The organism is uncultured Maricaulis sp. (genome assembly GCF_905480005.1).
Lineage (GTDB): Bacteria > Pseudomonadota > Alphaproteobacteria > Caulobacterales > Maricaulaceae > Maricaulis.
The window spans coordinates 1-24,471 of sequence record NZ_CAJQOO010000062.1; the positions used below are offsets into that span (position 1 = coordinate 1).

A 24,471-nucleotide genomic window follows, 5' to 3' on the forward strand; every position below is an offset into this window, starting at 1 on the left:
GGTCGCGTTTTCGCTGGCGGCGTTCTTGAGCTCGATCACCACAAGGGGCAGACCATTCACGAAGGCCACCACATCCGGGCGGCGATTATGGCCCCCCTCAACCACCGTGAACTGGTGCGTCACCATCAAATCGTTGTTGGACGGGTTGGCAAAGTCGATCAGACGGACCTTGTCGCCCTTGATGGTGCCGTCGGGGCGGCGATATTCGACATCGATCCCGTCGACCAGAAACCGGTGAATGCGCCGGTTCTCTTCGATCAGGGAGGGTGTTTCCGACACCTGGACCCGCTTCAGCGCCGACCGCAAGGCCTCGTCCGGAATGTGCGGATTCAATCGTTGCGCGGCCTCTTCCAGAAGTCCCTGGAGGATCACCTCGGTGTTTGAGACCCGCCGCCTTTGCGGACCATCAGGCGCAATCATCACCGGGTCTTCAAACCGCCAGCCGAGATCCTTCATCAAGTCGATAGCGGCATTTTCGACCAGGGCTTCTGAAAAGCCGGTGTAGTTGCCCGGTCGGGCGAGGGGGTAGGTAGCGTCGGGGGAGGTGTGATCTTTGCCAGTGCTCATATTAGGTCCGCCCATCGATCAGTGTCTCGCCGAGTAGGCTGATGTTTTCTTCTCGCGCGAGCCGGGGCGTGAAGCCATGGTCTTCTTTGGCCCACTCATCTCAGAGACTGACTTTTCAAGGCGCACTTTGCCGGTCTCAAGATTGGGCAGGCTGTGCGCATGTATGACGATGATATCATCAAGGAAGCCCCTCGCGGTCGAGAAAGGGGGCACAAAAAAAGCTGATCATTCCGGCACCCCCGAAATGGCGGCAACACCTTTCAGCTGAAGGCGCGACATCTCCTCTTCCAAGGCCGGTTGGGCATCAACACCGTCGCCTAGCAGGGCGACCCACTGAGGAATGTTATCAGTTGGCTCGAATGAAAAATCGTACTCGACGCTGGTGTCATCGGACGTTTCGAGTTCCACGGCGCAGAACTCGTGCAGTTGTTTCAACCCGTACCCGATCAATGAGGGTAGCGACGCGTCGACGGGCGTCTCGTCCCAGCAACAATGGCAGAAAAGGCAATGCCAAGGCGTCATGGCGAAGTCACCGGGTTTATTTTTCTTTCCCCAATCTGCCTGTTTGATAGCGAAGGCAGGTGCAGCACTGATCCCCCAGGCTGGATTGTTAAAAGCAAAGCAATACGGCCACCAAAACTGATCAATGTGCCTAAGGTGCGCCTTTTGAACATCCAGAGCGTCTGAGTTGTAGAACACGTACAGTGGGATCAATCCGTCCCTGTGCGTCATTAGCGTTTCGCATTGATTGGGCGTCGGCAAACCAGATGCCTTGCTTTCCTCGCGTTGCTTATCACTCTGATGGTAGAGCGACTTGTATCGGTGCTCGGACGGAAAAAGCCGCTTTGCTTGGATACGGATCCCGATGCCCATTCCCCGGTGGTCAGCGAACCAAAAAGCCCAATCCGCACCGTTTGCGCTTTCCGCAGATTTAGAGAACGTTTTTATGTCCAGGCCTCGCCCTCGGTGTTTTCTGGCAAGGTTCAGCAAAAGGTCCTGAGTGGTTGTCTCCTCATCGCGGGATATGTCGAGCTCTTCGGCTTCGGACATGTCTTCCCAGACCTTGTGGGCTTCTTCCCGAAATGATCGGCAGAAGTTGGGTTGTGTTCTCATTTCTTCTCCGCGTCTTTCAGGCGGATATCGCCGGACATGAGTTTGGGCAGGAGGAGGTCGCGCATCTCGGCGAGAGTTTGGTTTTCTTGCCCATTCGCCTTGATCTTCGCAAATAGCGGGGCCGTGATCCCCTCAAATGCCGAGTAGCAACGTTCTTCCGCCCCCGCGAAACTGAGGCTGGAAAAGGTGTTTCGGGTGATGGTGGAGAACACAGACCCGTGCGCCATCGCTTGCAGGCGTTCGACAAGTTGACCTGTCGCCAGAAAGACAAAACGCTCTCCCACTGGCTCTTTCGGTCTCAAGGCATAACATGACTGATTAAAAGTCATGTCCCTCGATGCCATTCCGATCTTGCCGACAGTGCCGCGTGCCGAGATGATTGTGGTTCCCTCTGGGACCATGCGAGCCGAGCTGTTCTCAAGACCGGCTGTCGTAATGCTCTTCTCCGTCGAATGGACATAGACCGCCCCGTGCGCCGGGGCGTCCACGACAGAAAACCAAGGAATGTCTCCGCCCCAGTACTCGGCGACCTTAGTTTTGGGCGTGCCTCCTCCGACAATATCGACAAACGCCTCGAACGGTTGTTCGCCCCACCCCTCCGGCAAACCATCATCGCCCAGCCCGGCCGGAAACAGCGGGGCGAGCTCGGCGGCTTTTCCGGGGGGGAAGGCGTGGCCCATGATGGCGGTGGGGTCGGTTGCGCCTTCTGCCTGGCGGCGGGTGGGGCCGAAATCGACGAACCAATCCCGAAACAGCGCCCGCGCCGTCTCCTCCAACGTCTCATTCATCCGCCGGTTCAGCTCGATTTTGTCGTCGAGCGCACCCAGAACGCTTGCAATCGCGTCTTGTTCTTTCTTGGGAGGAACCGCGACTTCTGCTGCGAATATCTGCTTGGGTGAAAGATTGGCCTGCCCCCCAGAACTGGTCGCGATCGAAATGAACAGCTCCTGATACGGCATGGAGCTCATAAGGTAGCCGAAGAAGCGAGTGTTCTCATCCAAGTCTGACTTCAAGCGCAGAGCACCCACGCGTTGGTTTAAGAAATAGTCGCCGTCCTTGTTGAAATGAGCGACCTTGCCGACCCAAGTCTCACGGGAGCCATCGTGGCGATTTCCGGACATGCTGATAAGCAAATCATTGACTCTAGCGAGTTTGGAGGGGCGAGACTCGCGGAAATCTGGCGAGACATAGTCAAAGTCGTGCTCGCTGAAGTGGCCTGCCTTAACGTTCTTGATTTTGATTACGGGCACCCCGGCAGCCAGAAAGTCCGCGCTCTTGAAGGCAAAACCATTTTCAAGATCAAACAGTTCGCCGATCTGTCGTGTTGGCCAACTCATTCGACCTTGCCCAGAAGCTGTTTGATTTGCGTTGAGAGGACGTCAGATGATTGAAACATGGTGGACAAGTCGCTCTGCAGAGCGGCGAACTTCTCCTCAAACGACACCCCATCATCCTCAACATCCGCCGCCCCGACATACCGCCCTGGCGTCAGCACGTGGTCGAACTTGCGGATGGTCTCCAGCCCTTCGGATTTGCAAAACCCCGGCGTGTCGGCGTAGGCCCCCCAGCCTTTCTCCTCCAATGTTTCCGGCTTTGCGCGCCAGCGGCGGTAAGTACCTGCGATCTGCTCGATGTCCTCGTCCGAGAACTCGCGCCGCACTCGGTCCACCATATGGCCCATATTGCGGGCGTCGATGAACAGCACCTCACCACGCCGGTCCCGAAACCCGTTGGCGCTTTTGTCCCGCGACAGGATCCACAGGCAGACCGGAATTGGCGTGGAATAGAAAAGCTGGCCGGGCAGGGCGACCATGCAATCGACGCGGTCTTCCTCGATCAGGCGTTTTCTGATCTCGCCCTCGCCGCTGGTCTGGCTGGACATGGAGCCGTTGGCCAGTACCACGCCGGCATGACCGCGCGGGGCGAGGTGGTGGATGATGTGCTGGATCCAGGCAAAGTTGGCATTGCCCTTGGGCGGGGTGCCGTATTTCCATCGTTCGTCCTCGACCAGGCGCTCGCCGCCCCAATCCGAGATATTGAAGGGCGGGTTGGCGAGGATGAAGTCGGCCTTTAGCCCCGGATGCGCGTCCTTGTGAAAGCTGCCGGCGCTGTCCCAGGCGATGTCGGCGTCGATGCCGTGAACGGCCAGGTTCATCTTGGCCAGCCGCCATGTGGTGTGGTTGATCTCCTGCCCATAGACCGAGAGGTTCAGCGGGTTGCCGCCATGGTCCTCGATGAACTTCTCGGACTGGATGAACATGCCGCCCGAGCCACAGCACGGGTCGTAGACGCGGCCCTGATAGGGTTCGAGCATTTCAACAAGGGTCCGGACGACGGAGCGCGGTGTGAAGAACTCTCCGCCGCGCTTGCCCTCGGCGCTGGCAAAGCCGGAGATGAAGTATTCATAGACCCGGCCCAGCAGGTCGCGCGCCCGGTCGGCGCTGTCATGCATCTGGATATTGGAGAAGAGGTCCACCAGCTCGCCCAGCATGGTCTTGTCGAGCGTGGGACGGGCATAGTTCTTGGGCAGCACGCCCTTGAGGGTTTCGTTGGTCGGTTCGGCCTCGATGGCTTCCATCGCCTCGTCGATGATGGTGCCGATGTTTTCCGAGCGGGCGTTTTGCTGGAGGTGCGACCAGCGGGCGGTCTCGGGCACCCAGAAGACATTCTCAGCGAGGTATTCCTCGGGGTCCTCCGGATCGGCGAGATCGTCCTGCGCGAGCTGGTCGTGCATCGCCTGGAAAGCTTCGGAGATGTATTTGAGGAAAATCAGTCCCAGCGCGACGTGCTTGTATTCCGAGGGCTCCAGCCCGCCGCGCATCTTGTCGGCTGCCTTGAAAAGATCGGCGGCAAAATCGAGGTCTGCCCGTCTGGAATTGGCCATGAGAAGAATACGTCCGCTTATTCAAGGTTCTGGCACGATCGTCATCGATCACCGTTTCGGTTCGGGACGGTAATCAACTTCCAGTGGTCGCGCCAGCATTGAGATGTTTTTCGGGTGAGGCCGGTCGGAAATTCTTCCGACACCGCGTGGGCCGGTCGCGCGAAATCTCGTTGCTCAACCGTTCGCTGCAGGGATGGCTAGAATATAAGTGTCCGGTTCCAGGGGACAGCGGGCCCCCGATTTGGTCTCAGATAAGGGGACAAGCTTTGTGTATTTCACACCACTTGTCCCCTTGTTCGGGACACTCGGTCCCCGGAAATCACACAGACATGGCTTCCTATTCGGACCGGCTTTTTTCTGGCCGCCATGTTCGATAATCGCACGTGGCTGGGATTTGAGGCGCGGTCTCGACCGGCAGGTGTGTGAGCCGGTAAAGTGCCGAATGCCGGATCTTTAAGCTGAATGCGCCCGGCGTCATGCGTTCAATAAATCCACGTGTCTCCAGCGTCTTGAGGGCCGCGGCGGCGCTGTCCTTGTTGCAATTGGCAAGCTTGGCCGCCTGGCGGACTGACAGCCCGATCTGCCCATTGTTGAATCCATTGTAGGCCATACAAAGTGCGAGGTAGACGCATCGCTGGGCGCATGTCAGCGACCCCCAGGCTTCTGTTTCGAGCAGGGCGTGATTCAACCTGATGAAACGTTCGCCCTTGCCCCGCTCACGACCGCGTTTCGTGACCATCGGTCTCTCCTCGCATCGCATAGAGGGTCAGGCGCCGCTGGACGTGGTTTTGGCAGGTGCGGCGATCGATCAGTCCAAGCGTGTCGATCCGGATCTCACCAAATGGCGGCGGCTTAAGTGCCACAACGAGTGATCGGTCTGTTGGCTTTAGCCCCGGGGCGGGAGCGATGACGAGGTTTCCCTCGACATCGCCTTCCAGAATTTCTGCAAGCAGATCTAGGGTGAGCATAATTTTGCTAGCCCTTTCCGCCGGCATGGCCCGCAATCCAGCTTGCGATGACCGCGACTGGCCAGGCTACGCGATTGGGCGAGATCCGCAGCGGTTCGGGAAACCGACCGGCAGCAATTTCTCGGTAAAGCGTGGATTTGGAGAGGCTGGTGCGCTCGAGAACCTCGCGCTGATTGAGAAGAATGAGGGGCAGGGGGGTGAGATTGGCGGACATGAAGTCGCTCTCCTCGTTCGAGGCGAGCCATTCGGTGCTGGGCCCGCCTCTTGATTGAGACAAGTCGACAAGGCATCCCCACGCAAAGGGCGCGGTTCGCTCGGGTCGGGTTGTGTGAAGCGACTGGAGTGCATTGGGCGGTGGGTGGCTGACGCCGTGTCCAGATCCAAATGCCGATCCTTGGTCAGATCCAGTAAAGGCGATTCGCCGATGAGGCCAAACAAAATGGATCTCGCCGGGGACCGCTAGGACTCTTTGATACCGGAGATCGGGATCACCGCACCAAGCTCGATACCTGGGGCGCACAAGCCGAGCAGGTGCTGATTCCATAACGCCATAGCGTCGCGCTTCTCCGCGACGAATTTGTGCTTCATGTAGACAGCGGACGTCACCGAGCGCGCGGTATCGCTTCGATGGTTTAGCAGGCGGGCAACCACCGCCTCCGGCACCGCGGACTTCTGCATGAAGGTCGCAAATGTGCGCCTAAAATCGTGCGGCCGTACCGGTTCGCCCTTGAGCCCCATGATTTCGCGACACCGCCCGAAGCCCTTGGTCGCAGAGCTTGCAAGTAGCGGCTGTTCGACATCACCGTGCTTTATTCGATTTCGCGGCTGTGAGGCGAACAGGAAAGTCGCTCCGGCGGTGGCGGTCATGGCCTCTTCGATGATGGCTTTGGCGAAGCTTCCCAGCGGCACCTCATGCGTGAGGCTGTTCTTGGCGCGCATGCCCGGGATCGTCCAGAGGTCGCGCAGCAGATCGAACTCGGTGATCTGTGCGCCGCAAACCTCCCCAATCCTCTGGCCGGTTGCTAGGGCCAGCTTGAGGGCGAGTATTGTGCGCCGATCGAGTGGCGTTTTGTCGAGATTTTTAAGGATGCTGGCGAGCTCGACGTCGGCCAATACCCGGTCGCGCGGGGCGCGTTTGAAGCGCCGTTTCATGCCCAGGGTCGGGTCATTGTGGATGTAGTCCTCCGCCAAGCCCCACCGAAAGACACCGCGCATGGTTTCATAGACCCGTTCGGTTTGGACCGGGGCGCCTCGGGCGGCGACCTTGTCGAGCGTGGCGTGCACGTCGGAGCGCGTGATGCGTTCTACGGGTAGGTGACCTATGACCGGCCGGATATCGCGCCGTAGAAGCCGCTCATCGGTCTCTGAGGTGCGCTTGTTGGGGCGGGCGTGGCGTTCAAGATAGAGATCGGCGAGTTGGTTGAAGGTCTCGACGATCTCGCGGGCGTGTCGGGCGGCGCCAGGATCATCGCCATGATCGAGCTTGGCGCGGGCCTCCCGTGTGCGCCGGCGGGCCTCGTCGAGACTGATGGCGGGAAACGTGCCAAAGCTCAACCGGGCGCGCGATCCATCGCCTGGGCGATAATACAGGAAGCTCCAGGACTTGATGCCTTTGGGCGTGACGCGCAGGCGAAGGCCACGCTCGAGATGGTCGGGAAACTCTTTGCGGCTGTCGACCTGGATCTGCTCGCAAAAGCGTTTGGTTAGCTTGGTATCGTCCGGCTGTGGCATGAGCAATCCTCGGCCCGCGCGTTAACGCGGGGTTCCGTTGGGGTTCCAATTGGATGGGACTTGCTGATTATCGCTGACACCTGCTGAAACATCAACCCATTGAAATATCATAATTGAGTGATGCCATTCGGTGTCATGCGTTCCCAGTTTGTACCCGTCCCGCAAAGCTCATAACCGCTTGGTTGGGGGTTCGAGTCCCTCCGGGCCCACCATATTTTTCACTCTCACGGCAGTCCGCTTCGCGGACGCCTCCGATGGGGCGGCCTGACCGGCCGGCGCGCGGTCGCGCTTGCGAACCCGGCGGGTTCGGGGCTGGTCCTTTCGGCTCCGCCATATTTTTCACTGTCACGGCAATCCGCTTCGCGGACGCCTTCGATGGGGCGGCCTGACCGGCCGGCGCGCGGTCGCGCTTGCGAACCCTGCGGGTTCGGGGCTGGTCCCTTCGGCTCCGCCATGCTTTCACGCTCACGGCAATCCGCTGGGCGGACGCCTCCGATGGGGCGGCCTGACCGGCCGGCGCGCGGTCGCGCTTGCGAACCCTGCGGGTTCGGGGCTGGTTCGTTTTCGCGGGCGCCTCGCTTGCAGCGGCGCTGGTTGATGTTCCGGTCGCAAACCCTTGTCGTTCCAAACTTTATGGATAGTCTCGGCAGGCGTGGCACAGGGGTCGATCATGTCGAGTATTTCGGGAAAACCGGGCGTTACCTTTTATGCGGTGATGTTCGTCATGTTGTTTCTGACAACAGTCTTGCACGAACTCACCCATCTCTTGACGGCCCTGGCCCTCGGCGTTGACACATTCGCCTTCGGTCTGGGGCGTGTCAGTCTTCGCCCGCCAACTGATTTCGAGTGGCAGACCACGCTCATCTCGATCAGCGGTCCGCTCTTTACCCTGACCATGGGCCTGTTCGGTGCCTGGCTGGCCATTGGCCGCAAAATTGCCTTTGGATACGATCTCGTCTTCGTCGCCTTTTACCAGCGCCTGCTGGCCATGACGATGAGCATCGTGACCGGAAATCACAATGACGAGGCGCGTGTCAGCCTGGATCTCGGCCTGCCCTGGTGGGGGCTGCCATCTGTCTTCATTGCCGTCCTGGCCGCCGCGCTTTTCCTCTCGAGCCGTCGTTTGCGTTTTGGTTTCCTGGTCCTGTTCCTGAGTTATGTGACGGCCAGTCTGGGATACACATTGCTCATCTATCTCGACGGTCAGCTTCCGGGGCAGGGTCTGTGCGACAGCATCATGGCACCCTTCTACGACCCCGCATTCGGTTGCGCGGCCGACGCGTGACCAGATTTCATTGAGGCGGGGGCGTGCGAATGAAGGTCATCGGGCTGATCGGCAAGGTCGTTGTCGGCATCATGGCGACCGCACTGCTTGTGGCCGTCATCCTGTTGGGCTGGTTCTGGTTTGGAGACTGGCAATCCCGCGCCGTCCGGGATGTCGAATTCGTGCATGAAACCATCCTCGCGCATCATCCGGGCGCGGTGGATCCCGAAAATCCGGACTTCCTCGTGCGGATGGATGACGCACTGGCCCACGCCCTGCCGCTCGCCCGGTCAGCCCGCTCGCCCTCTGATCATCGCGCCGCGCTTGACGCCTATACGGATGTCTTCGCGGATGGCCATCTGACCGTTGCCACCATTGCCGATGCGCCGGGCGTTATCTCCAGGGCCACCGCAAACCGCGACCAGATGTCCGGCACGGCGGGTGTCGACATCAGCGGCAATTCTGCGTGGATCACCATCTCCAGCTTCAACGAACGGACCGCTCCGATTGCGTCGATCACACAATCGATCGAAGCCCGGGCCGGGACCTTGCGATCACTGGATCGCATCGTCTTTGACCTGCGCGGAAATGGTGGGGGTGACAGCGCGTTCGGGACGAGGATTGCGAGGGCACTGTGGACAGCGGAGGTCTATCGGGACTGGGTCCCGGTTTCGGCCGGGGGGGTGGATTGGCGTGCCACCGCCGACAATGCCGCCCATGTTCATGGTATCGCCGAGAAGCATGCAAGCCGCGGACGGTCCGAAGCCGCGCAGTCCTGGACCCGGCTTGCCGAACGGCTCGATGCCGCCGTGGCGGCGGGCGAGGACTATGCCCGCCAGAATTTCCGCACACGTGAAATCACGCGCACGCTTGAAAGCCCGGTTTCCGCCGATGTGATCGTCATTACCGACGACGCTTGTGCGAGTTCATGCCTCAACTTCATGGACGAGCTTCTGGCCCTGCCGGGCGTTCTGCATGTGGGCGAGGAGACCAGTTCCGACACGCAGTATATTGATGTCCGGTATGTCAACCTGCCCAGCAGGGTTGGACGCCTGTTTATCCCGTTGAAGGTCTATCGTGACCGCCGGCGACCCCCGGGAGGCACCTATGTGCCGCAGATCGCAGCCGACGCCAGCTCGCTGGATGCTGCCAGCCTGGAAGCGCTGACACGGTCCCAATAGCGACCTGGTTTGTGCCGAAGGACAACGCTCCGGGCCAGGCATGCCGGGGCGGTGCGAGAGGGGGCCAGGCGAACGCGATCGGACTTTGCCGCCAATTGGACACAGGACGGACTGCCGGCATGCTGTCTGCCCGCGCCCATGCCCATGCCCGTGCCTTGACCCTGGCCGGAGTGTCATTGCGCGCGCTCACGTCCGGGCATCCGGGCCAATGACAGGGGTCGCCAGCAATCCGCATTTCCCACTCAGCAGTTGCCTTAGATTTTTTATGGCGTATCGTCTGCGTGAGCTTCGACAAGGTAGTCGAAGAAATTCAATGGGGAATTCCGAATGGCAAAACGAGCCAAGCCAGTATCGCGTCGAACATTCGTCGGGCTGATCACAGGCGCCGCAACCGCAACTGTTGTGGGTGCTCCGGCAATTGCCCAGCAGGCACGCACCGGTCGAACGGACAGCGATCCGAATGATCGTGCCGGCTATGGCCGCTCGGGCATAACCGACTCGGACGCCAATGACCGCGCCGGCTATGGCCGCGGTTCTTCGGGCGTGACGGATTCGGATTCGGGTTCGAACTCTGACTGCGGTGGTCGTGGGCGTGGCTCCACGAATGGCGCCACGGACAGCGACCCGAATGATCGTGCCGGTAATGGCCGCACCGGCGTGACCGACAGTGACGACAGCGATGGGGCCGGTCGTGGCCGGGGTCGCGGTTCCTGCGCCTAAGCGACATCGACGAATTCATACCGACATCGTGTTGCGGGGGCTGGCATTGCTGGCCCCCGAAGCATGTGTGGCATCAGAATCCAGGACGACATAATGAGTCTCGAACAGCCGGCGCAAGATGCGCTCGCCCTCCTGCTCGGCCCGCTCACACCGGAGCAGTTCTTCGCCGAGTTTTACGAGCGCAAATTCTATCGCAACGCGAACAAAAGCGACCAGGCAGCGGCGCTGTTGAGCCTGGACCGGGTCGACGAGATCCTGTCCGACAGCGAATTGCCGGCCTCCTCGATCAGCATGGCCAAATCGGGCAGTTCGATCCCCGAAACCGAATTCACCTTTCCCAATGGTGTGGTCGACCGGGGCTCGGTGCTCGACAATTTCCGCGACGGGTGCACGTTGATCCTGCCGCAAATGCATCTGGCCGATGGCAATCTCTATAATTTCTGCCTAGCGCTGGAGCGGCAATTCGGGGCCCGGACCCAGACCAATGTCTATCTCACCCCGCCTGGCGAGACGGGTTTTGGTGTTCATTATGATGATCACGATGTCTTCGTGATCCAGATTTCCGGTGCGAAAGAGTGGGAGATCTATGGCGATCGTGACGGCCTGCCCTTCAAGGGGGAGAGCTTCCGCAAGGATCATGACGATACGGGTGAGCTGAAGGAGACCTTCGTCCTCAATCCGGGTGAATGCCTCTACGTTCCACGCGGGACCGCCCACCGCGCGCCCAATCATGGTGACGAGCCCAGCCTGCATATCACGGTCGGGATCCTGGTGCAGACCTGGGCCGAATTCATGCTGGAAGCCGTGGCTGAGGCCAGTCTTCGGGTTCCCGAAATGCGCCACTCCCTCCCGCGTGACATGTTCTTCGAAGGCGGCGACGTCAGGGCGCGCCATGCCCGGACCTTCCGTGATCTCGTCGATGAGCTCGCCGCCAAGGCCAGCTTCGATGCCACGCTCGCGGCGTTTTCGGGCAATTTCGTCAGCGGGCAGGGGCCCCGCCTGCGCGGCGCGCTGCTGTCGCTGGCGCAGGGCGTCGGGCCGGATGACCAGCTCACCATTCGTGAGCATATCCTGTTCAATTTCGAACCTGTGCCCGATGGGGATGGCGATGTGGAACAGGAAATCGTGCTCTCGGGCGGCCGCATTCCGATGAGTGGCGCGCTGGCCGAGCAGCTGCGGACACGGATCGCCGCGGGCTCGATGCGCAAGAGCGATTTCAGCGTCAGCGACGCTGAGGAGCTCAATGACGTGATCGATTCCCTGGTCGCCTACGGCTTGCTGCTGCGCGCTGACGCGCCGGTCTGACGACATCCGGGGTCAGTGGCCGGGTTGGCAAACGTGCGGGATAAAGACGCCCGGGCGGGGCCAGTTTTGGCGCTGAGACCGCGATTGAGACCTTGTGCCGGGCGAGCGTTGTCCGGTGGTCCGTCATAATGGTGGCCTGTCAGGATGATTGCGCGTTCAGGGGCGGACGGTCTGGCCCGATGACGGCCATGCCTGTCTTCCAGACGCGTATAATTTCATTCGTGACGGGGTCGCCGACTCGCGGCACTCAAACTCTGTTTTTGGCAGCTTCCCATGCGACTTGCCGTTGAGGCGCGATATCGGGAGCTGAAACTCGTTATCTTGCGGCGTCACACGGGACAGGTGCGCCGAACACACTCACAGGGGACATCATGTACCGTAATTTTCTCGCACTCAGCGCGAGCGTCATTGCGCTGTCATCGACCGGGGGCGTCGCTCTCGCTGACGATCACGACCGTATCGAGGCACTGGAGGCGCGCATCGAGCAATTGGAAGAAACCAATCGCCGCCTGCTCGAATTCCTCGAAACCCAGGGCGCGATGGAAGACGACGCGGCGCCGCACAGCGCGCCACATCCTGCGCCTCATGCCGGACACCACACCGCGCCCCATGGCGCGCATGCGGCCCCCGACCAGCCGGTGCAGGTCGCGCATGCCGACCAGCATGGCGCCCACCAGGACAGCTACCGCCAGAATTTCGTCGGCCTGAGCACGCAGTACAGCTTCGATGTGCTGGACCATGCCGAGGGCATCAATCGGCGTCAGCTGATCCAGCTCCAGGCGATGCAGAATGGCCAGCTGGACAATCGCGTGACGCTGAGCGGCGGTGTGACGGTGTTGGCCAATTACCAACGCTCGAATTCGGACACCAAATTCGGCTGGCTCATGCGTCATCCGACCTCGGCCAACCAGATTGGCGAGGAAGTCTCGGAAATGGTTGTTCACTCCGCCCAGCTCGCCGCTACGGCACGGGTCGCGGACAATGTCACGGCATATGTCGAACTGCTCTACAATCCGGAGCAGAGCTTCGGGTCGGGCACCATTACCGACCTCAACCGCAATCAGGTCCAGGTCCGCAAGGCCTGGGTGATGTACGGCAATCTCGACACGTCGCCCATCTATGCCGCGATCGGCAAGATGGACACGCCGTTCGGTCTCAATGACACGGTCAGCCCGTTCACCAATTCGACGACCTGGCACTCCTTCGCCGGTCTCGCCTATGGCGGCATGGTTGGCTATTATAATGACGGTCTGCACATCCGTGCGATGGGCATTCAGGGCGGCGCCCAGTTCCGCGCGGCCAATTCACCGGTCCAGGGTACGAATGTTCCGTCTCGGGTGAATAACTTCGCCATCGATGCCAATTACACCACGCCGATCGGTGCCGATGGCACGGTCATGGTGGGCGCCAGCTACGAGCATGCCAGCCCGTACTGCCAGGCCTATCCGGTCTTCCACTTCAATCCGTGTGCTGACAATAATCCGGCCTTTGCGGTCTATAGCCGCGTCACGCTGGGTGATTTCGAATTCCTGGGCGAGTTCCAGGAAACCACGGATATCTGGCCGGGTTCTGCGGTTCCGGATCCGACCAATCCGCTGAGCGTCTTCGAAGCGCGGGAGACCACGTCCTGGGCCGTGGGCGGTCGTTATTCCATGGATGTCGGTGCGGAAAGCCCGCTTGATGTCTCGCTTGAGTTCAGCCGCTTCCGGGCCGGCGATGACGGGGCACCCTGGGAGCGTCAGGACCAGTATGTGGCTGGCCTGTCCTACTTCCTGGCGCCGGGCGTGAACATGTTCGGCGAGTACATCCACACCGATGGCTGGGTCCCGCTCAACTTCCTCAGCGGCGGCAATTTCCCGGACGGCTCGACCTGGTCCGAGCGGGATGCCACGACCGATATCCTGACCTTTGGTATCCAGGCCGCATTCTAGCCGGGCCGATACAGGTGAACTGAAAGAGCGTCGTCCCTCCGGGGGCGGCGCTTTTTTGTGCCCGGCGTGTCATGCGGCCGAGACCAGGGCCTTTGCTCCGCCGGGCATCAAGGACTGACCCCGGGCGGACCGCCGGCCTGCTGGCCGCGTCGAAACCGGTCGCCTACGACCGACACCCGCGTCGGCGCCACTTCGAGCAGGGGTTGTCTGTTGCGCAGGCGCGGACCAGTCTCGGTGCTGTGCCCGGATCGGTGCCCGCAATCAAAGGCTGGAAGTCCTCCGGCAGACACGGATTTGTTAACCCCGCTGGGCTATATTCGGTTCTACTTGAGGAGGGATGTCGCGACATGCTGTGGAGACAGATCGACCGTTTGACCGGGGCCGACCCGCTCGTCGATTTCGATTATGCGATCAAATCGCGTATCGCCGTGGCCTTTACCGCGATCTTCACGCTCATGGGTCTGGTCAATGCGGCCGTCCTCGCCTTTGTCCTCGATGGACGCCCCGGCATGGTGGAACTCGGTCTGGCGTCGGGCCTGCTGGCCGGGTCGGTGGGTGTCACCGGTCTGAAGCTGCGTCGGCCCAATGCCACGATCGCGGTGATGATCCTTCTGGCCTCGCTTGTCCTGTTCGCGGCGGCCTGGGCCAATCGCGGATCTTTCCCGCCGGCAACGCTCTACCTGCCCGGCATTATTCTGGGCGCCTATATTGCCTGGGGCGCGAGGGCCGTGCTTTTCGCGATCCTGCCGCTGGCGGCCTATTTCGGTCTGATCATGAGCACTGCCCATATCACCGAGGGCGGGCGTCTCGGTTTCAATCCCACCGAATTACTGGACATGCTGGTCGCGGCCGGGGCCCTGTCCTGCGTCTGGATCGTGCTGTTCGGTTCCAGTTTCCGGTCGGCGACCACCGATGCCCAGAGCGCGCTCGCCGCGTCCAACCAACGCCTGGAGACCGCCCTGATTGCGGCCCAGCAGGCCAATCGCGCCAAGTCCGATTTCATCGCCAATATGAGCCATGAGGTCAGGACGCCGCTCAATGGTGTCCTGGGCATGACCAATGTCCTGCAAGCTGACACCAGCCTGAATGACGATCACCGCCGCAGCCTCGAGCTGATCGATGACAGCGGCAAGGCCCTGCTCGAATTGCTCAATGACATTCTTGACCTGTCCAAGATCGAAGCCGATGCGCTCGAGCTGGACAATCGCGAATTCGATCTGGCCGACTTGATCCGCAATACGACCGATCACTGGCGGCCGCAGGCGGAGACGAAGGGCGTGGCCCTGACCGTCAACAACCAGCTCGGCGACCCGGCTTTTGTGCGTGGCGACCCGCTTCGCCTGCGTCAGATCATCAACAACCTGCTGGCCAATGCGGTGAAATTCACCCATTCGGGCCGGATCAGCGTCACCCTGACGACGGTCGGGGAAGTGCGCGAAGGCAAGACCCGCGTCCGGCTGTCGGTTCGCGATACCGGAATCGGTATTCCCGGCAACAAGCAGGAGTCGATTTTCGACCCCTTCAACCAGGTCGACGCCTCGATGACGCGGCGCTATGGCGGAACCGGGCTGGGCCTCGCCATTTGTCGACGCCTGGCGAACAAGATGAGCGGCAAGATCACGCTCTCCAGCAAGATGGGCCGTGGCTCCACCTTCACCGTTGACGTGCCGCTGGAGCGAGTTGCGACATCCGAACAGCCTGTGGTCACGCGCGACCCGGCTTCCACCAAGCCGGTCGAGGCCGCGGGGCGTGTCCTGGTGGTCGACGATGTCGTCACCAACCAGCTTGTCCTCAAGGCGATGGTCCAGCAGATCGTCAAGGCCGACGAATTGATCGTGGATTGCGCCTCGGGTGGTCGGGAGGCGGTCAACAAGGCGACGTCATTCGCCTATGACGTGGTGCTGTTGGATATTCAGATGCCCGAGATGGATGGGGTCAGCGCGATGCAATGCATCCGCGAAACGCGCAAGTCCGCCGACGCCCGCATCATAGCGGTCACCGCTCTGGCATCGGATGATCACCGCCGTGAATTCCTCGCCGCCGGCTTTACAGACTACCTGCCCAAGCCGGTCGAGATCGCGGAATTGCGGCGCGTGCTCGAGATTGCCCTGGTCACCGACCGGCGCGCTGACGCGCCGACCGATGAAGAGAGCCGCGTTTCCAGCGGCTGACGGCTAGATTTCCGCCACGATCAATTGCGGTCCACCCTCGGCGATCGCCGCCTTCAGGGCATCGTCGAATTCGCCAGCCGTGCGAGCGCGCCGCCCCGGAACGCCAAAGCCTTCTGCCAGCTTGACCCAGTCCATCTTGGGATCGTCCAGGGACAGCATCTGCTGTGCTGCCGGGCCCGGATTGCCGGCGCCAACCCGGGACAATTCGATATTCAGGACCAGGTAGGAGTGGTTGGCGAAGACCACATTGATCACATTCTGGCGCTCGCGCGCCTGGGTCCACAGGGCCTGGAGCGTATAGGCCGCGGCGCCGTCGCCACACAGCGCGAAGACCTGCTTGTCCGGACAGGCGAGGGCGGCGCCAACCGCCTGCGGCATGCCCGAACCGATCGCGCCACCGGTCAGGCACAGCCAGTCATGGCGCGGGCCATGCTCGATCCAGGGAAAGACACCCATGCCGGACGTGGTGGCATCATCGCAGATGATCGAATCGTCCGGCATGTGACGCAGGAGGGAAATACCGACATAGCCGGGATTGAGGGCTTCATCGGGGAAGAGTTTCGGCGCCTGTGACTGTTCCGGCAGGTTGAGTTCGGCCTCTGCCGCCCCCAGCCCGTCGGCCAGGGCTTGAAGCGCACCAATCACATCATCGGCCGGACCGGCCAGATGCTCGGTGCGTGTCCCCGGAGGGGTCAGCTCGCTGGGTTGATCGGGATAGGCGAAAAAGGCAACCGGCGGTTTGGAACCGGCGATCACGATCAGGTCTGCGCCGCCCAATTCCTCGAGCGCCTGCTCCCCGAAATAACCCAGCCGCTTGGGTGAGACTCGGCCATGGCCGCGGGCAATGCGGGGCACAAATGTATCCATGAACAGCGCCGCGCCGGTCGCCTCGGCAATCCGGCCGGCGGCCGCGAGACCGTCCTCCCGGCAGGCATCATTGCCGAGGAAGAGAACCGGAGTCTCGGCCGCCTTGAGGGCCTCCGCAATCGCTGCGACCGTGTCGGCCGGGACCGGCTCGGGTCCGGGCAGGTCGACGGCGTCAATCACCGCCGGTTCGGCGTCGGACCAGGCGCAATCGGCGGGCAGGGTAAGCGTGGCAACACCGCGCTCCGGCCCGTAGGACTGGCGAACCGCCTCAACCGCCATGGCCGAGACTTCAGAGGGTGCGCCGACGCGTCCGACCCAGCGCGACATGGGGCGACAGACCCCGTCTGCGTCCGAGGTCAGCGGCGCGTCGAACTGGAGGTGGTCGCGGGCATGGTCACCGACGATATTGACCACCGGCGCATAGGCGCGGCGGGCATTGTGCAGATTGGCGAGACCATTGCCGGCCCCCGGTCCCAGGTGGAGCAGGGTACAGGCCGGCTTCTCGGCCATGCGGGCATAGCCGTCGGCCGCACCGGTCGCGACGCCCTCGAAGAGGCAAAGGACGGATTGCATCCCCTCGGTCCGGTCGAGGGCTGCGACCATATGCATTTCGGATGTGCCCGGATTGGTGAAACAGACCTCGACGCCCTGATTGATGAGCGTGCGGACCAGGCTTTCAGCTGCGAACATGGATCGACCCCGTGATGACTTCTTGTTGCTTGATAGCGTGTCTAGTGCGGTATGCGGACAAAGTCGGGCGTCAGGTCTGACAGGCGCGATGCGCCGACCAGTGCCATGTCGCGCTCCAGTGCCGAGAGCAGAATGTCCAGGGCGCGGGTGACGCCGGCTTCACCGGCCGCGCCCAGCCCGAAGAGATAGGGCCGACCGACCGCCACTGCATCAGCACCGAGCGCCAGCGCCTTGATGATATCCGTGCCCCGTCGGATCCCGCCATCAAGAATGATATCGGCCTGACCGCGCACGGCGGCGACGATGTCGGGCAGGGTGTCAATCGTGGCCGGGGCGGTGTCCAGCTGCCGGCCGCCATGATTGGAGATCCAAACCGCGTCCGCGCCGGCATCAAGGCAACGTCTGGCATCGTCCGGGCGGGCAATCCCCTTGATCGCAAAGGGACCGCCCCAGGCCTCCTTGATCCATTTCGCATCCTCCCAGGTCACTGTGCGGTCGAACTGGGAATTGAGGAATTCGATCACCCCCATCCCGCCCGTGTCCATGTCGGCCCAATTGGCGGCGAGGATTTGCGGTGTGGTCGCCATGTCCCAGAGATAGCCCGGCCGGGCCAGGATCTGGCTCACCGTCCTGGCATTGATCTTGGGCGGGATGGTGAAGGCATTGAGATGGTCACGCTCGCGATTGCCGGCGACCGGGACATCCACGGTCAGGATGAGGCCGGTAAAGCCGGCGTTTCGGGCGCGCTCCAGGGCCTTTTCGACGATGGCGCGGTCTTTCCAGACATAGACCTGGAACCATTTCGGCCCGTCCGTGTGGCTGGCGATGTCCTCGATCGTGGTGGAGGCGAGGGTGGAGAGGCAGTAGACGAGCCCGGCCTTGCGCGCGGCCCGGGCAACCGCGGCTTCGCCGGCGCGCGGATTGAACAGGCGCTGGGCCGCTGTCGGGGTGACGATGATGGGCGCCTTGCTGGGGGCGCCCATGATGGTCGTGTCCAACTCGATCTTCGAAATGTCGACGAGGGATTTGAAGTTCAGCTCGTAATCGCCATAGCGATTGTCATTGCGGGCGAGCGTTATCTCGTCGTCGGAGCCGCCGTCGATATAGTCGAAAACCATGCGGGGCAGGCGTTTACGGGCCAGTGCCCGCAAGGCCTCGATATTGTGAATCTGGTCAATCGCTTTCATGGGCGCGAGCGTTGTCCGCTTCCCGACACAGCGTCAAGTCTTGACCGGGTCTTCGAGAGCCGGACGCGGTCGAATCCCGAAGAAGAGGGCATAGAGCACCGGAACGGCGATCATGGTCAGGACCGTTGCGAAGGTCAGCCCGCCAATAATGGTGACCGCCATGCCCTGGAAGAAGGCGTCGGCCAGCAGGGGTGTCATGCCGAGGATCGTGGTGGCTGCCGCCAGCAGAACCGGCCGCAGGCGACTGATTGAACCGTCGCGGACGGCGTCGGCCCGGTCTGCGCCGTCGCGAATGCGCATGTCGATTTCATCGACCAGCACGATCGCATTCTTGATCAGCATTCCGGACAGGGAGAGCAGGCCGAGCAGGGCGGTGAAGGAGAAGGCGACATTGGTCAGCAGCAGGCCGACCACGACCCCGTTCACCGACATCGGGACCACCGCCCAGATGATCAACGGCTGGCGCACCTTGGCAAAGAGCAGGAAGGAGATGGTGAGCATGGCGATGAAGGTCAGCGGCAATTGTCCGCCCAGCGAGGCATTGGCCTCGGCCGAGGCCTCATACTCACCGCCCCATTCCATTGAATAGCCGGGCGGCAGCTCGATGGCTTCGATGATCGGCGCAAAGCGGGCAAAGCCCTCCGATGCGGTTTCCCAGGAGTGCGGGTTGGCGCGTATGGAAAGGGTCCGGGTGCGGTCGCGGCGCTGGATCAGGACATCCTCGAATTCCAGGGCAAAGGACGAGACGACCTGATTGATCGGGACATAGGCTGCCTGCTGCGGACTCCAGACCAGGCGGTCATCGAGATAGTCCGGATCGGAGCGTTCCGCCTCCGGTGCCCGGGCCAGGATCGGAATCAGGGTCTCGCCTTCGCGATAGACACCGACCTGGCTGCCATCAGTGGCGAAACGCAGCGCGTTGGCAATGTTCTGGCGGGTCACGCCGATCGTCTGGGCGCGTTCCTCGATGATGAGCGGGCGCAGGATGGGCGTCCGGTTGCGCCAGTCGGTGCGGATATCGATGACATCGCCATCGCGGCTCAGCGAACTGGTCGCGGCCTCCGCCAGCGCGCGCAGCACATCGGCATCCGGTCCCGAGAAGCGGGCTTCCAGCTTGGCGCCGGAGGGCGGGCCGAAAATGATCCGGTCAGCCCGGACATCGACATCGGGCAGGGTCTCGCGGACATGGGCGAGAATGCGGTCGGCGAGCGCGGGAATGGCGTCGATTTCATGCGTGCGCACAATTACCTGGCCGTAGGCGGCATTGGGCTGTTCGGCCGAATAGGTGAGCATGAAGCGGGTCGCGCCGGCGCCGACAAATGTGTCGATGATCTCGGTCTCGGGCTGATCCGCGATGAAGCTGCCGATCTCGCGCAGCGTGGCATCCGTGGTCAGGATGTCGGTGCCTTCGGGAAGCTCCACATTGACGTAGAACATTGGCGTGTTGGTCGCCGGGAAGAAGGAATTGCGCACCGATCCGAAGCCGACATAGCAGACCAGCGTGACCGCGATCAGTCCGGCGAGCACGGTCCAGCGGTGCGCCAGGGCGAGGCTCAGGAGGCCGCGATAGCCATTGAACAGGCGCCCGGAATAGAGGCTGTCGGAATCCAGGTCCGCCTTGCCGGCGGCCTGCGCCTCGGCGCGCTGGGCGGCGAAGAGATGGTAGCCGATCATCGGAACAACCGTCACGGCGATGACCCAGCTGAGGAGAAGGGCAATCGCGATCACCGCAAACAGCGAGAACAGGAATTCCCCGGTCGCGTCCGGTGACAGGCCGATCCCGGCGAAGGCAAGAATGCCGATCACGGTCGCGCCCAGCAATGGCCATTGCGTCGAGGCAACCGCGTCTTCGGCCGCCTGCATCCGCGGTTTGCCGCGCATCACGCCGGTCAGCATGCCCTCGGTGACGACGATGGCGTTGTCGACCAGCATGCCCATGGAGATGATCAGCGCGCCCAGCGAGATGCGTTCCATCTCCAGCGCGAACATGTCCATGAAGAAGACGGTGCCGGACACTGTCAGGAAAAGGACGGTGCCCACGGTCAGGCCGGCCCGCCAGCCCATGAAGAGGCACAAGACCCCGATCACGATGGCGATCGACAGGGTCAGGCTGATCAGGAAATTATTGATCGCATCATCGACGACCAGGTGCTGCTGGTAGATGGGATGGAGTTCGACGCCTAGTGGCAGGCCGGCCTCTAGCTCGGCGAGGCGGGCTTCCACAGCATGGCCGACATCCACGATATTGGCGGTCGGCAGGCCGGCCACCCCGATCGTGAAGGCGCGGGCATTGTTGTGATAGATGAATTGGGAGGGGCGCTCGACCGGTTGCCGGCGCACTTCCGCGATGTCCGACAGCCGGATGGCCTGATCGCTGTTGCGCGGGGTGATCAGCAGGTTGGAGATGGCATCGATACCGCCCAGGGTCTGCGGGATTTCGACCCGGACCAGGCGGTCATCCATCGGTGCCGAGCCGGCGGTCACGACGGCATTCTCACGCTCCAGATCCTCCAGCAAATCCGAATAGGACAGGCCAAGGCGGGCGAGGTTTTCCTGCGGGATCTCGATATAGATGCGTTCGTCCGGCTCGCCTTCCACAGCGACCTTGGCGACATTCTCGACAGTCAGGAGTTCGCGTCGGAGCGTTCGGGCGATGTCGCGGATGCGGGCATCGGAATAGCCGTCAGCGGTGACCGCGTAGAAAATGCCGTAGGTATCGCCGAAATCATCATAGACGACCGGCGCGCCGGCCCCTGGCGGCAGGGCGGCTACGGAGTCGCGGATCCGGGCCCGGAGGCGCGTCCAGACAGCCGGCATGTCAGCGCTGTCGATCGTGTCGTCCACGGTGACATGGATTTCCGACAGGCCCGGCGCGGATTCCGAGCGGATTTCGTCCACTTCACCCATCTGCTGGATGGCGATTTCCAGGGTCTCGGTGACTTCCTGTTCGACCTCCTCCGCCGTCGCTCCGGGATAGGGGGTGAAGATGATGGCTTCCTTGATGGTGAAGGCCGGGTCTTCAAGCCGTCCGACATTGAGGAAGCCGGCCAGTCCGCCGAGCAGGCAGAACAGGATGACCATCCAGGTCAGGACGGGCTTTTCGATGGAGAGGCGCGCGAGGGCGCTGGACGGGGTCGCCGCGGCGCTCATTGCGACGTTCCGGAGCGCGCCGCATCAGACAGTGGTCGCACTTCCATCCCCTCGTGCAGCGCGGAGATGCCGGCGGTGACGACGCGGTCGCCGGCACGAAGACCGTCGGTGACAATCACGATCTCGCCCTCGAACCCGCCCGTGGTGATGGACCGGGGTGACACCGTTCCGGCCCCTTCGTCAAAGACCCAGACCCGCTGTGTTCCGTCCGGGGCCGCACCGACGGCGGCCAGCGGAATGCGAAGCCCGTTGAGGGCGCTCGTATCATTGGCAAATTGCGCGAACACCGTGGCCGTCATGCCGGGCAGGATATTGGCGGGAATATTGTCCGGCAGGGCGGCGATGGCGCGATAGGTGCGCGAGGCCGCGTCCGGCTCGGAGACCAGTTCGCGCGGGACCAGCGAGAAGGTCTGGCCGGGCAGGAAGGCGAAGGCGGCCTCCAGGGAAACCAGATCATCGGCGTCAAAGGTTGCGACCATGCCTTCGGAGATCGGGATGGAGACGCGCAGCTCCGACACGTCCATCAGGCGCACGACCGGCTGGCCGGGCGAAACAATGGTGAAATTGTCCACCAGGCGCCGGCTGACCAGCGCGTCAAAGGGCGCGGTCAAGGTGGCATAGCCCAGATTGCGTCGCGCGGTCTGCAGGGCGACTTCGCGCAAGTCATAATTGGTCTGGGCACTGTCGAGGGCGGCCTGGGAGGCAATGCCGCGTTCGTGCAGGGTGCGCTGGCGCTCCAGCTCGGTATTGGCCTGCTGCAGCTGGACGCGCGCTTCGCGGGCCGCGCGCTCGAAATCTTCGGCGTCCAGGGCTGCGACCAGTGTGCCTTCTTCGATCAGCACGCCCTCATTGAGCGGAATCTCGGCCAGTTGTCCGCCGACCTGGAAGGCCATGTCGACGCTGAGCCGGGCTTCGATCCGGCCGACGAATTCATGCCGTGTCTCGCCATTCTCTGCGGTGACCTCGGCCAGCTGAACGAGACGTGGCTGAGTGACAGGGGCCGGCGCATCTTGTGAGCAGGACGCCAGAATGAAGGCGGTTGTCAGGGCCGGAAGCCAGGAAAATCGGGTCATGTGTAAAGCTCGCGGGCCATGCTCAACAGGCGATCACGGATCGGCTGGAACTGATGATCGGGTATATGGTTGAAGCCCAGCAGGACGGAGAGTTTCAGCCCGTCCATGGCCAGCATCAAAACATGTGCGGCGACAGGGTCAGGCGTTTCCTCGGCGAGACGCTGGAATATGGTCGAGAGAATTTCCCGGGCCGGGTCGAGCAGTTCGGGATGCTCGGCGGAGGCGGCCAGGAGCGCGGTCGACAGGCCGTCCTGGGATTCGGAACGGTCGAACATGCTGGCAAAGACTTCCACCAGTGGCGGCTTGCCGGCCTCGCGCGCCCGGCTCTCGGCGCAGGCGAGTTCGTCGCCGATCTCGGTCACCATCCGTTCGACCATCCCCTGCAGCAAGGCGATCTTGTTGGGGAAGTGATAAAGCACGCCGCCTTTGGAGACGCTCGCCTCCGCCGCGACGGCGTCGATGGTGAGGCGGCGCGATCCGTCGCGGGCAACCACGGTTTCGGCAGCGTCGAGGATGGTGCCACGGGTTGAGGGCTTGCTGGCTGGCATTGCGTGAATCCATTTTATTGTGCACTGCACATAAACCGTCCAGACGGTACAGTCAATACCGTCCAGACGGTATAGTTCCGGTGGTCTCTCCAGACTCGCGGGCCGGCCGGTCCGGCCCTTCGCGAATGGCGACAACATTAAAAATCCCCGTTTTGCGACCGGGGGTTGCGTTGATTGAAAGATACTCGCCCTGACTAGTGGAGAGGCGCGGGCGGCTCTTCTAGAGACCGGGGCAGGCACCGGGCGGGTGCCATCCGACCGGAGAGCTTCATGACCCTTTTCCTGCGTACCCTGGCTGTCGCCGGTTTTCTGTCCCTGTTTGCCATGCCCGGGTCGGCAGAGGCTTATGGCCGCGACGGGCACCGCATCGTGTGTGACCTTGCCTATCGCTATCTCTCCGACGAGACCCGCACCGAGATCGATCGTCTGGTCGCGCTTGACCCGCAATTCGAGACGTTCCGCGATATCTGTTCCTGGGCCGACGAGGTCCGTGGTTCGACCCATCGGCACACGGCGCCCTGGCACTATATCAACCAGGAGCGGAATGATCCGCAGGTCGATGCCGAGGACTGTGCCGAAAATGGTTGCATCACCTCCGCGATTGACCTGCATGCCGGCATTTTCGCGGACCGTTCGCGCTCGGATGAGGACCGGCTTGAGGCCCTGAAATTCCTCGCTCACTGGATGGGCGATATCCACCAGCCGCTGCATGTCTCAATCGAGGGTGATCGCGGTGGCAATGATATCGACGTGCTGTGGCGCGGCGAGCGCCGGACCAATCTGCACCGGGTCTGGGACAGCGAGATCCTGCTCGATTACATGGCCGAGACCTGGCCCTATCTGGATGAAGCGGACCGCTGGGCGCAGCTGGCCGAGGCGCTGGCTGCCGAGATCCCGCTCAATGGGGTCGATGTCTACACGCCGCTGGCGCCGATCAATTGGGCCCAGGAAAGCCATGATATCGTCCGCTCTCGCGGCTTCGCCTATTACTGGGCGCGTGCCGAAGAGCCGATCGAGCCGGGTGACGCCTATTATGAGCGCAACCTCCCGGTCTCGCTGCAGCGCCTGAAACAGGGCGGTGTGCGCCTGGCCGGCCTCCTCAACCAGCTCGTCGAGGAGCG

Annotated in this window: 20 protein-coding genes; 7 read left to right on the plus strand and 13 right to left on the minus strand. The window is 62.2% G+C overall.

Translation table 11 applies throughout. From position 1 onward, the window contains the following. The 8 genes from QZ266_RS06825 to QZ266_RS06860 all read right to left on the minus strand — a co-directional run. Nucleotides 1-567, minus strand: a 567-nt coding sequence (locus tag QZ266_RS06825) for a type I restriction endonuclease (RefSeq protein WP_295693079.1), incomplete at its 3' end; no start/stop codon positions are given. Nucleotides 568-792: 225 nt separating this feature from the next. Then, nucleotides 793-1,680, minus strand: coding sequence for a DUF6615 family protein (locus QZ266_RS06830; RefSeq protein ID WP_295693081.1), 888 nt, complete (start codon nucleotides 1,678-1,680; stop codon nucleotides 793-795). Continuing rightward, nucleotides 1,677-3,017, minus strand: a complete 1,341-nt coding sequence (locus tag QZ266_RS06835) for a restriction endonuclease subunit S (RefSeq protein WP_295693083.1) — start codon at nucleotides 3,015-3,017, stop codon at nucleotides 1,677-1,679. Before QZ266_RS06835 ends, QZ266_RS06830 begins: the two co-directional genes overlap by 4 nt. Continuing rightward, entirely contained in the window at nucleotides 3,014-4,564 is a 1,551-nt protein-coding gene (locus QZ266_RS06840) for a class I SAM-dependent DNA methyltransferase (protein ID WP_295693087.1), read from the minus strand. Before QZ266_RS06840 ends, QZ266_RS06835 begins: the two co-directional genes overlap by 4 nt. A 337-nt stretch (nucleotides 4,565-4,901) precedes the next feature. Further along, nucleotides 4,902-5,303 carry a hypothetical protein gene (locus QZ266_RS06845; RefSeq protein ID WP_295693090.1) on the minus strand — a complete coding sequence of 134 codons (402 nt, stop codon included), beginning with the start codon at nucleotides 5,301-5,303 and terminating at the stop codon, nucleotides 4,902-4,904. Further along, on the minus strand, nucleotides 5,281-5,532 hold the full coding sequence (locus QZ266_RS06850; protein WP_295693093.1) for a hypothetical protein: 252 nt from the start codon (nucleotides 5,530-5,532) through the stop codon (nucleotides 5,281-5,283). The genes QZ266_RS06845 and QZ266_RS06850 overlap by 23 nt, the downstream gene beginning before the upstream one ends. A 7-nt stretch (nucleotides 5,533-5,539) precedes the next feature. Continuing rightward, nucleotides 5,540-5,746 (minus strand): AlpA family transcriptional regulator, encoded by a 207-nt coding sequence (locus QZ266_RS06855; RefSeq protein WP_295693095.1) that lies wholly within the window; start codon nucleotides 5,744-5,746, stop codon nucleotides 5,540-5,542. A gap of 245 nt (nucleotides 5,747-5,991) precedes the next feature. Beyond that, the gene (locus tag QZ266_RS06860; RefSeq protein WP_295693098.1) at nucleotides 5,992-7,263 is read right to left on the minus strand and encodes a site-specific integrase; all 1,272 of its coding nucleotides are present in this window, start codon (nucleotides 7,261-7,263) and stop codon (nucleotides 5,992-5,994) included. A gap of 670 nt (nucleotides 7,264-7,933) precedes the next feature. Between QZ266_RS06860 and QZ266_RS06865 the strand changes: the two genes are divergently transcribed. The 6 genes from QZ266_RS06865 (at nucleotide 7,934) to QZ266_RS06890 (ending at nucleotide 15,835) form a co-directional block, all read left to right on the plus strand. Continuing rightward, a complete protein-coding gene (locus QZ266_RS06865) occupies nucleotides 7,934-8,548 on the plus strand; it encodes a hypothetical protein (protein WP_295693101.1) in 615 nt (204 codons plus the stop codon). 29 nt (nucleotides 8,549-8,577) lie between these two features. After that, entirely contained in the window at nucleotides 8,578-9,708 is a 1,131-nt protein-coding gene (locus QZ266_RS06870; RefSeq protein WP_295693103.1) for a S41 family peptidase, read from the plus strand. Nucleotides 9,709-10,035: 327 nt separating this feature from the next. Further along, the gene (locus QZ266_RS06875) at nucleotides 10,036-10,428 is read left to right on the plus strand and encodes a hypothetical protein (RefSeq protein ID WP_295693106.1); all 393 of its coding nucleotides are present in this window, start codon (nucleotides 10,036-10,038) and stop codon (nucleotides 10,426-10,428) included. Between the two features lie 93 nt (nucleotides 10,429-10,521). Further along, nucleotides 10,522-11,733: a cupin domain-containing protein gene (locus QZ266_RS06880; protein ID WP_295693108.1), complete on the plus strand. Its 1,212-nt coding sequence runs from the start codon at nucleotides 10,522-10,524 to the stop codon at nucleotides 11,731-11,733. Nucleotides 11,734-12,104: 371 nt separating this feature from the next. Further along, nucleotides 12,105-13,664, plus strand: coding sequence for a porin (locus tag QZ266_RS06885; protein ID WP_295693111.1), 1,560 nt, complete (start codon nucleotides 12,105-12,107; stop codon nucleotides 13,662-13,664). A gap of 347 nt (nucleotides 13,665-14,011) precedes the next feature. Continuing rightward, complete coding sequence (locus QZ266_RS06890) at nucleotides 14,012-15,835, plus strand: ATP-binding protein (RefSeq protein ID WP_295693114.1); 1,824 nt, start codon at nucleotides 14,012-14,014, stop codon at nucleotides 15,833-15,835. Nucleotides 15,836-15,838: 3 nt separating this feature from the next. Here the strand turns inward: QZ266_RS06890 and QZ266_RS06895 are convergent, their stop codons facing one another. The 5 genes from QZ266_RS06895 to QZ266_RS06915 are packed head-to-tail and all read right to left on the minus strand — an operon-like array spanning nucleotide 15,839 to nucleotide 23,350. After that, complete coding sequence (locus tag QZ266_RS06895; RefSeq protein WP_295693116.1) at nucleotides 15,839-17,392, minus strand: acetolactate synthase large subunit; 1,554 nt, start codon at nucleotides 17,390-17,392, stop codon at nucleotides 15,839-15,841. 41 nt (nucleotides 17,393-17,433) lie between these two features. Beyond that, the gene (locus QZ266_RS06900) at nucleotides 17,434-18,579 is read right to left on the minus strand and encodes an alpha-hydroxy acid oxidase (protein ID WP_295693119.1); all 1,146 of its coding nucleotides are present in this window, start codon (nucleotides 18,577-18,579) and stop codon (nucleotides 17,434-17,436) included. A 33-nt stretch (nucleotides 18,580-18,612) separates the two neighbouring features. Further along, nucleotides 18,613-21,729: an efflux RND transporter permease subunit gene (locus QZ266_RS06905; RefSeq protein ID WP_295693122.1), complete on the minus strand. Its 3,117-nt coding sequence runs from the start codon at nucleotides 21,727-21,729 to the stop codon at nucleotides 18,613-18,615. Beyond that, complete coding sequence (locus tag QZ266_RS06910; RefSeq protein WP_295693125.1) at nucleotides 21,726-22,802, minus strand: efflux RND transporter periplasmic adaptor subunit; 1,077 nt, start codon at nucleotides 22,800-22,802, stop codon at nucleotides 21,726-21,728. Before QZ266_RS06910 ends, QZ266_RS06905 begins: the two co-directional genes overlap by 4 nt. Continuing rightward, the gene (locus tag QZ266_RS06915; RefSeq protein WP_295693128.1) at nucleotides 22,799-23,350 is read right to left on the minus strand and encodes a TetR/AcrR family transcriptional regulator; all 552 of its coding nucleotides are present in this window, start codon (nucleotides 23,348-23,350) and stop codon (nucleotides 22,799-22,801) included. Before QZ266_RS06915 ends, QZ266_RS06910 begins: the two co-directional genes overlap by 4 nt. A 270-nt stretch (nucleotides 23,351-23,620) precedes the next feature. Between QZ266_RS06915 and QZ266_RS06920 the strand changes: the two genes are divergently transcribed. Next, a partial coding sequence (locus tag QZ266_RS06920) for a S1/P1 nuclease (protein WP_295693130.1) occupies nucleotides 23,621-24,471 on the plus strand: 851 nt, incomplete at its 3' end.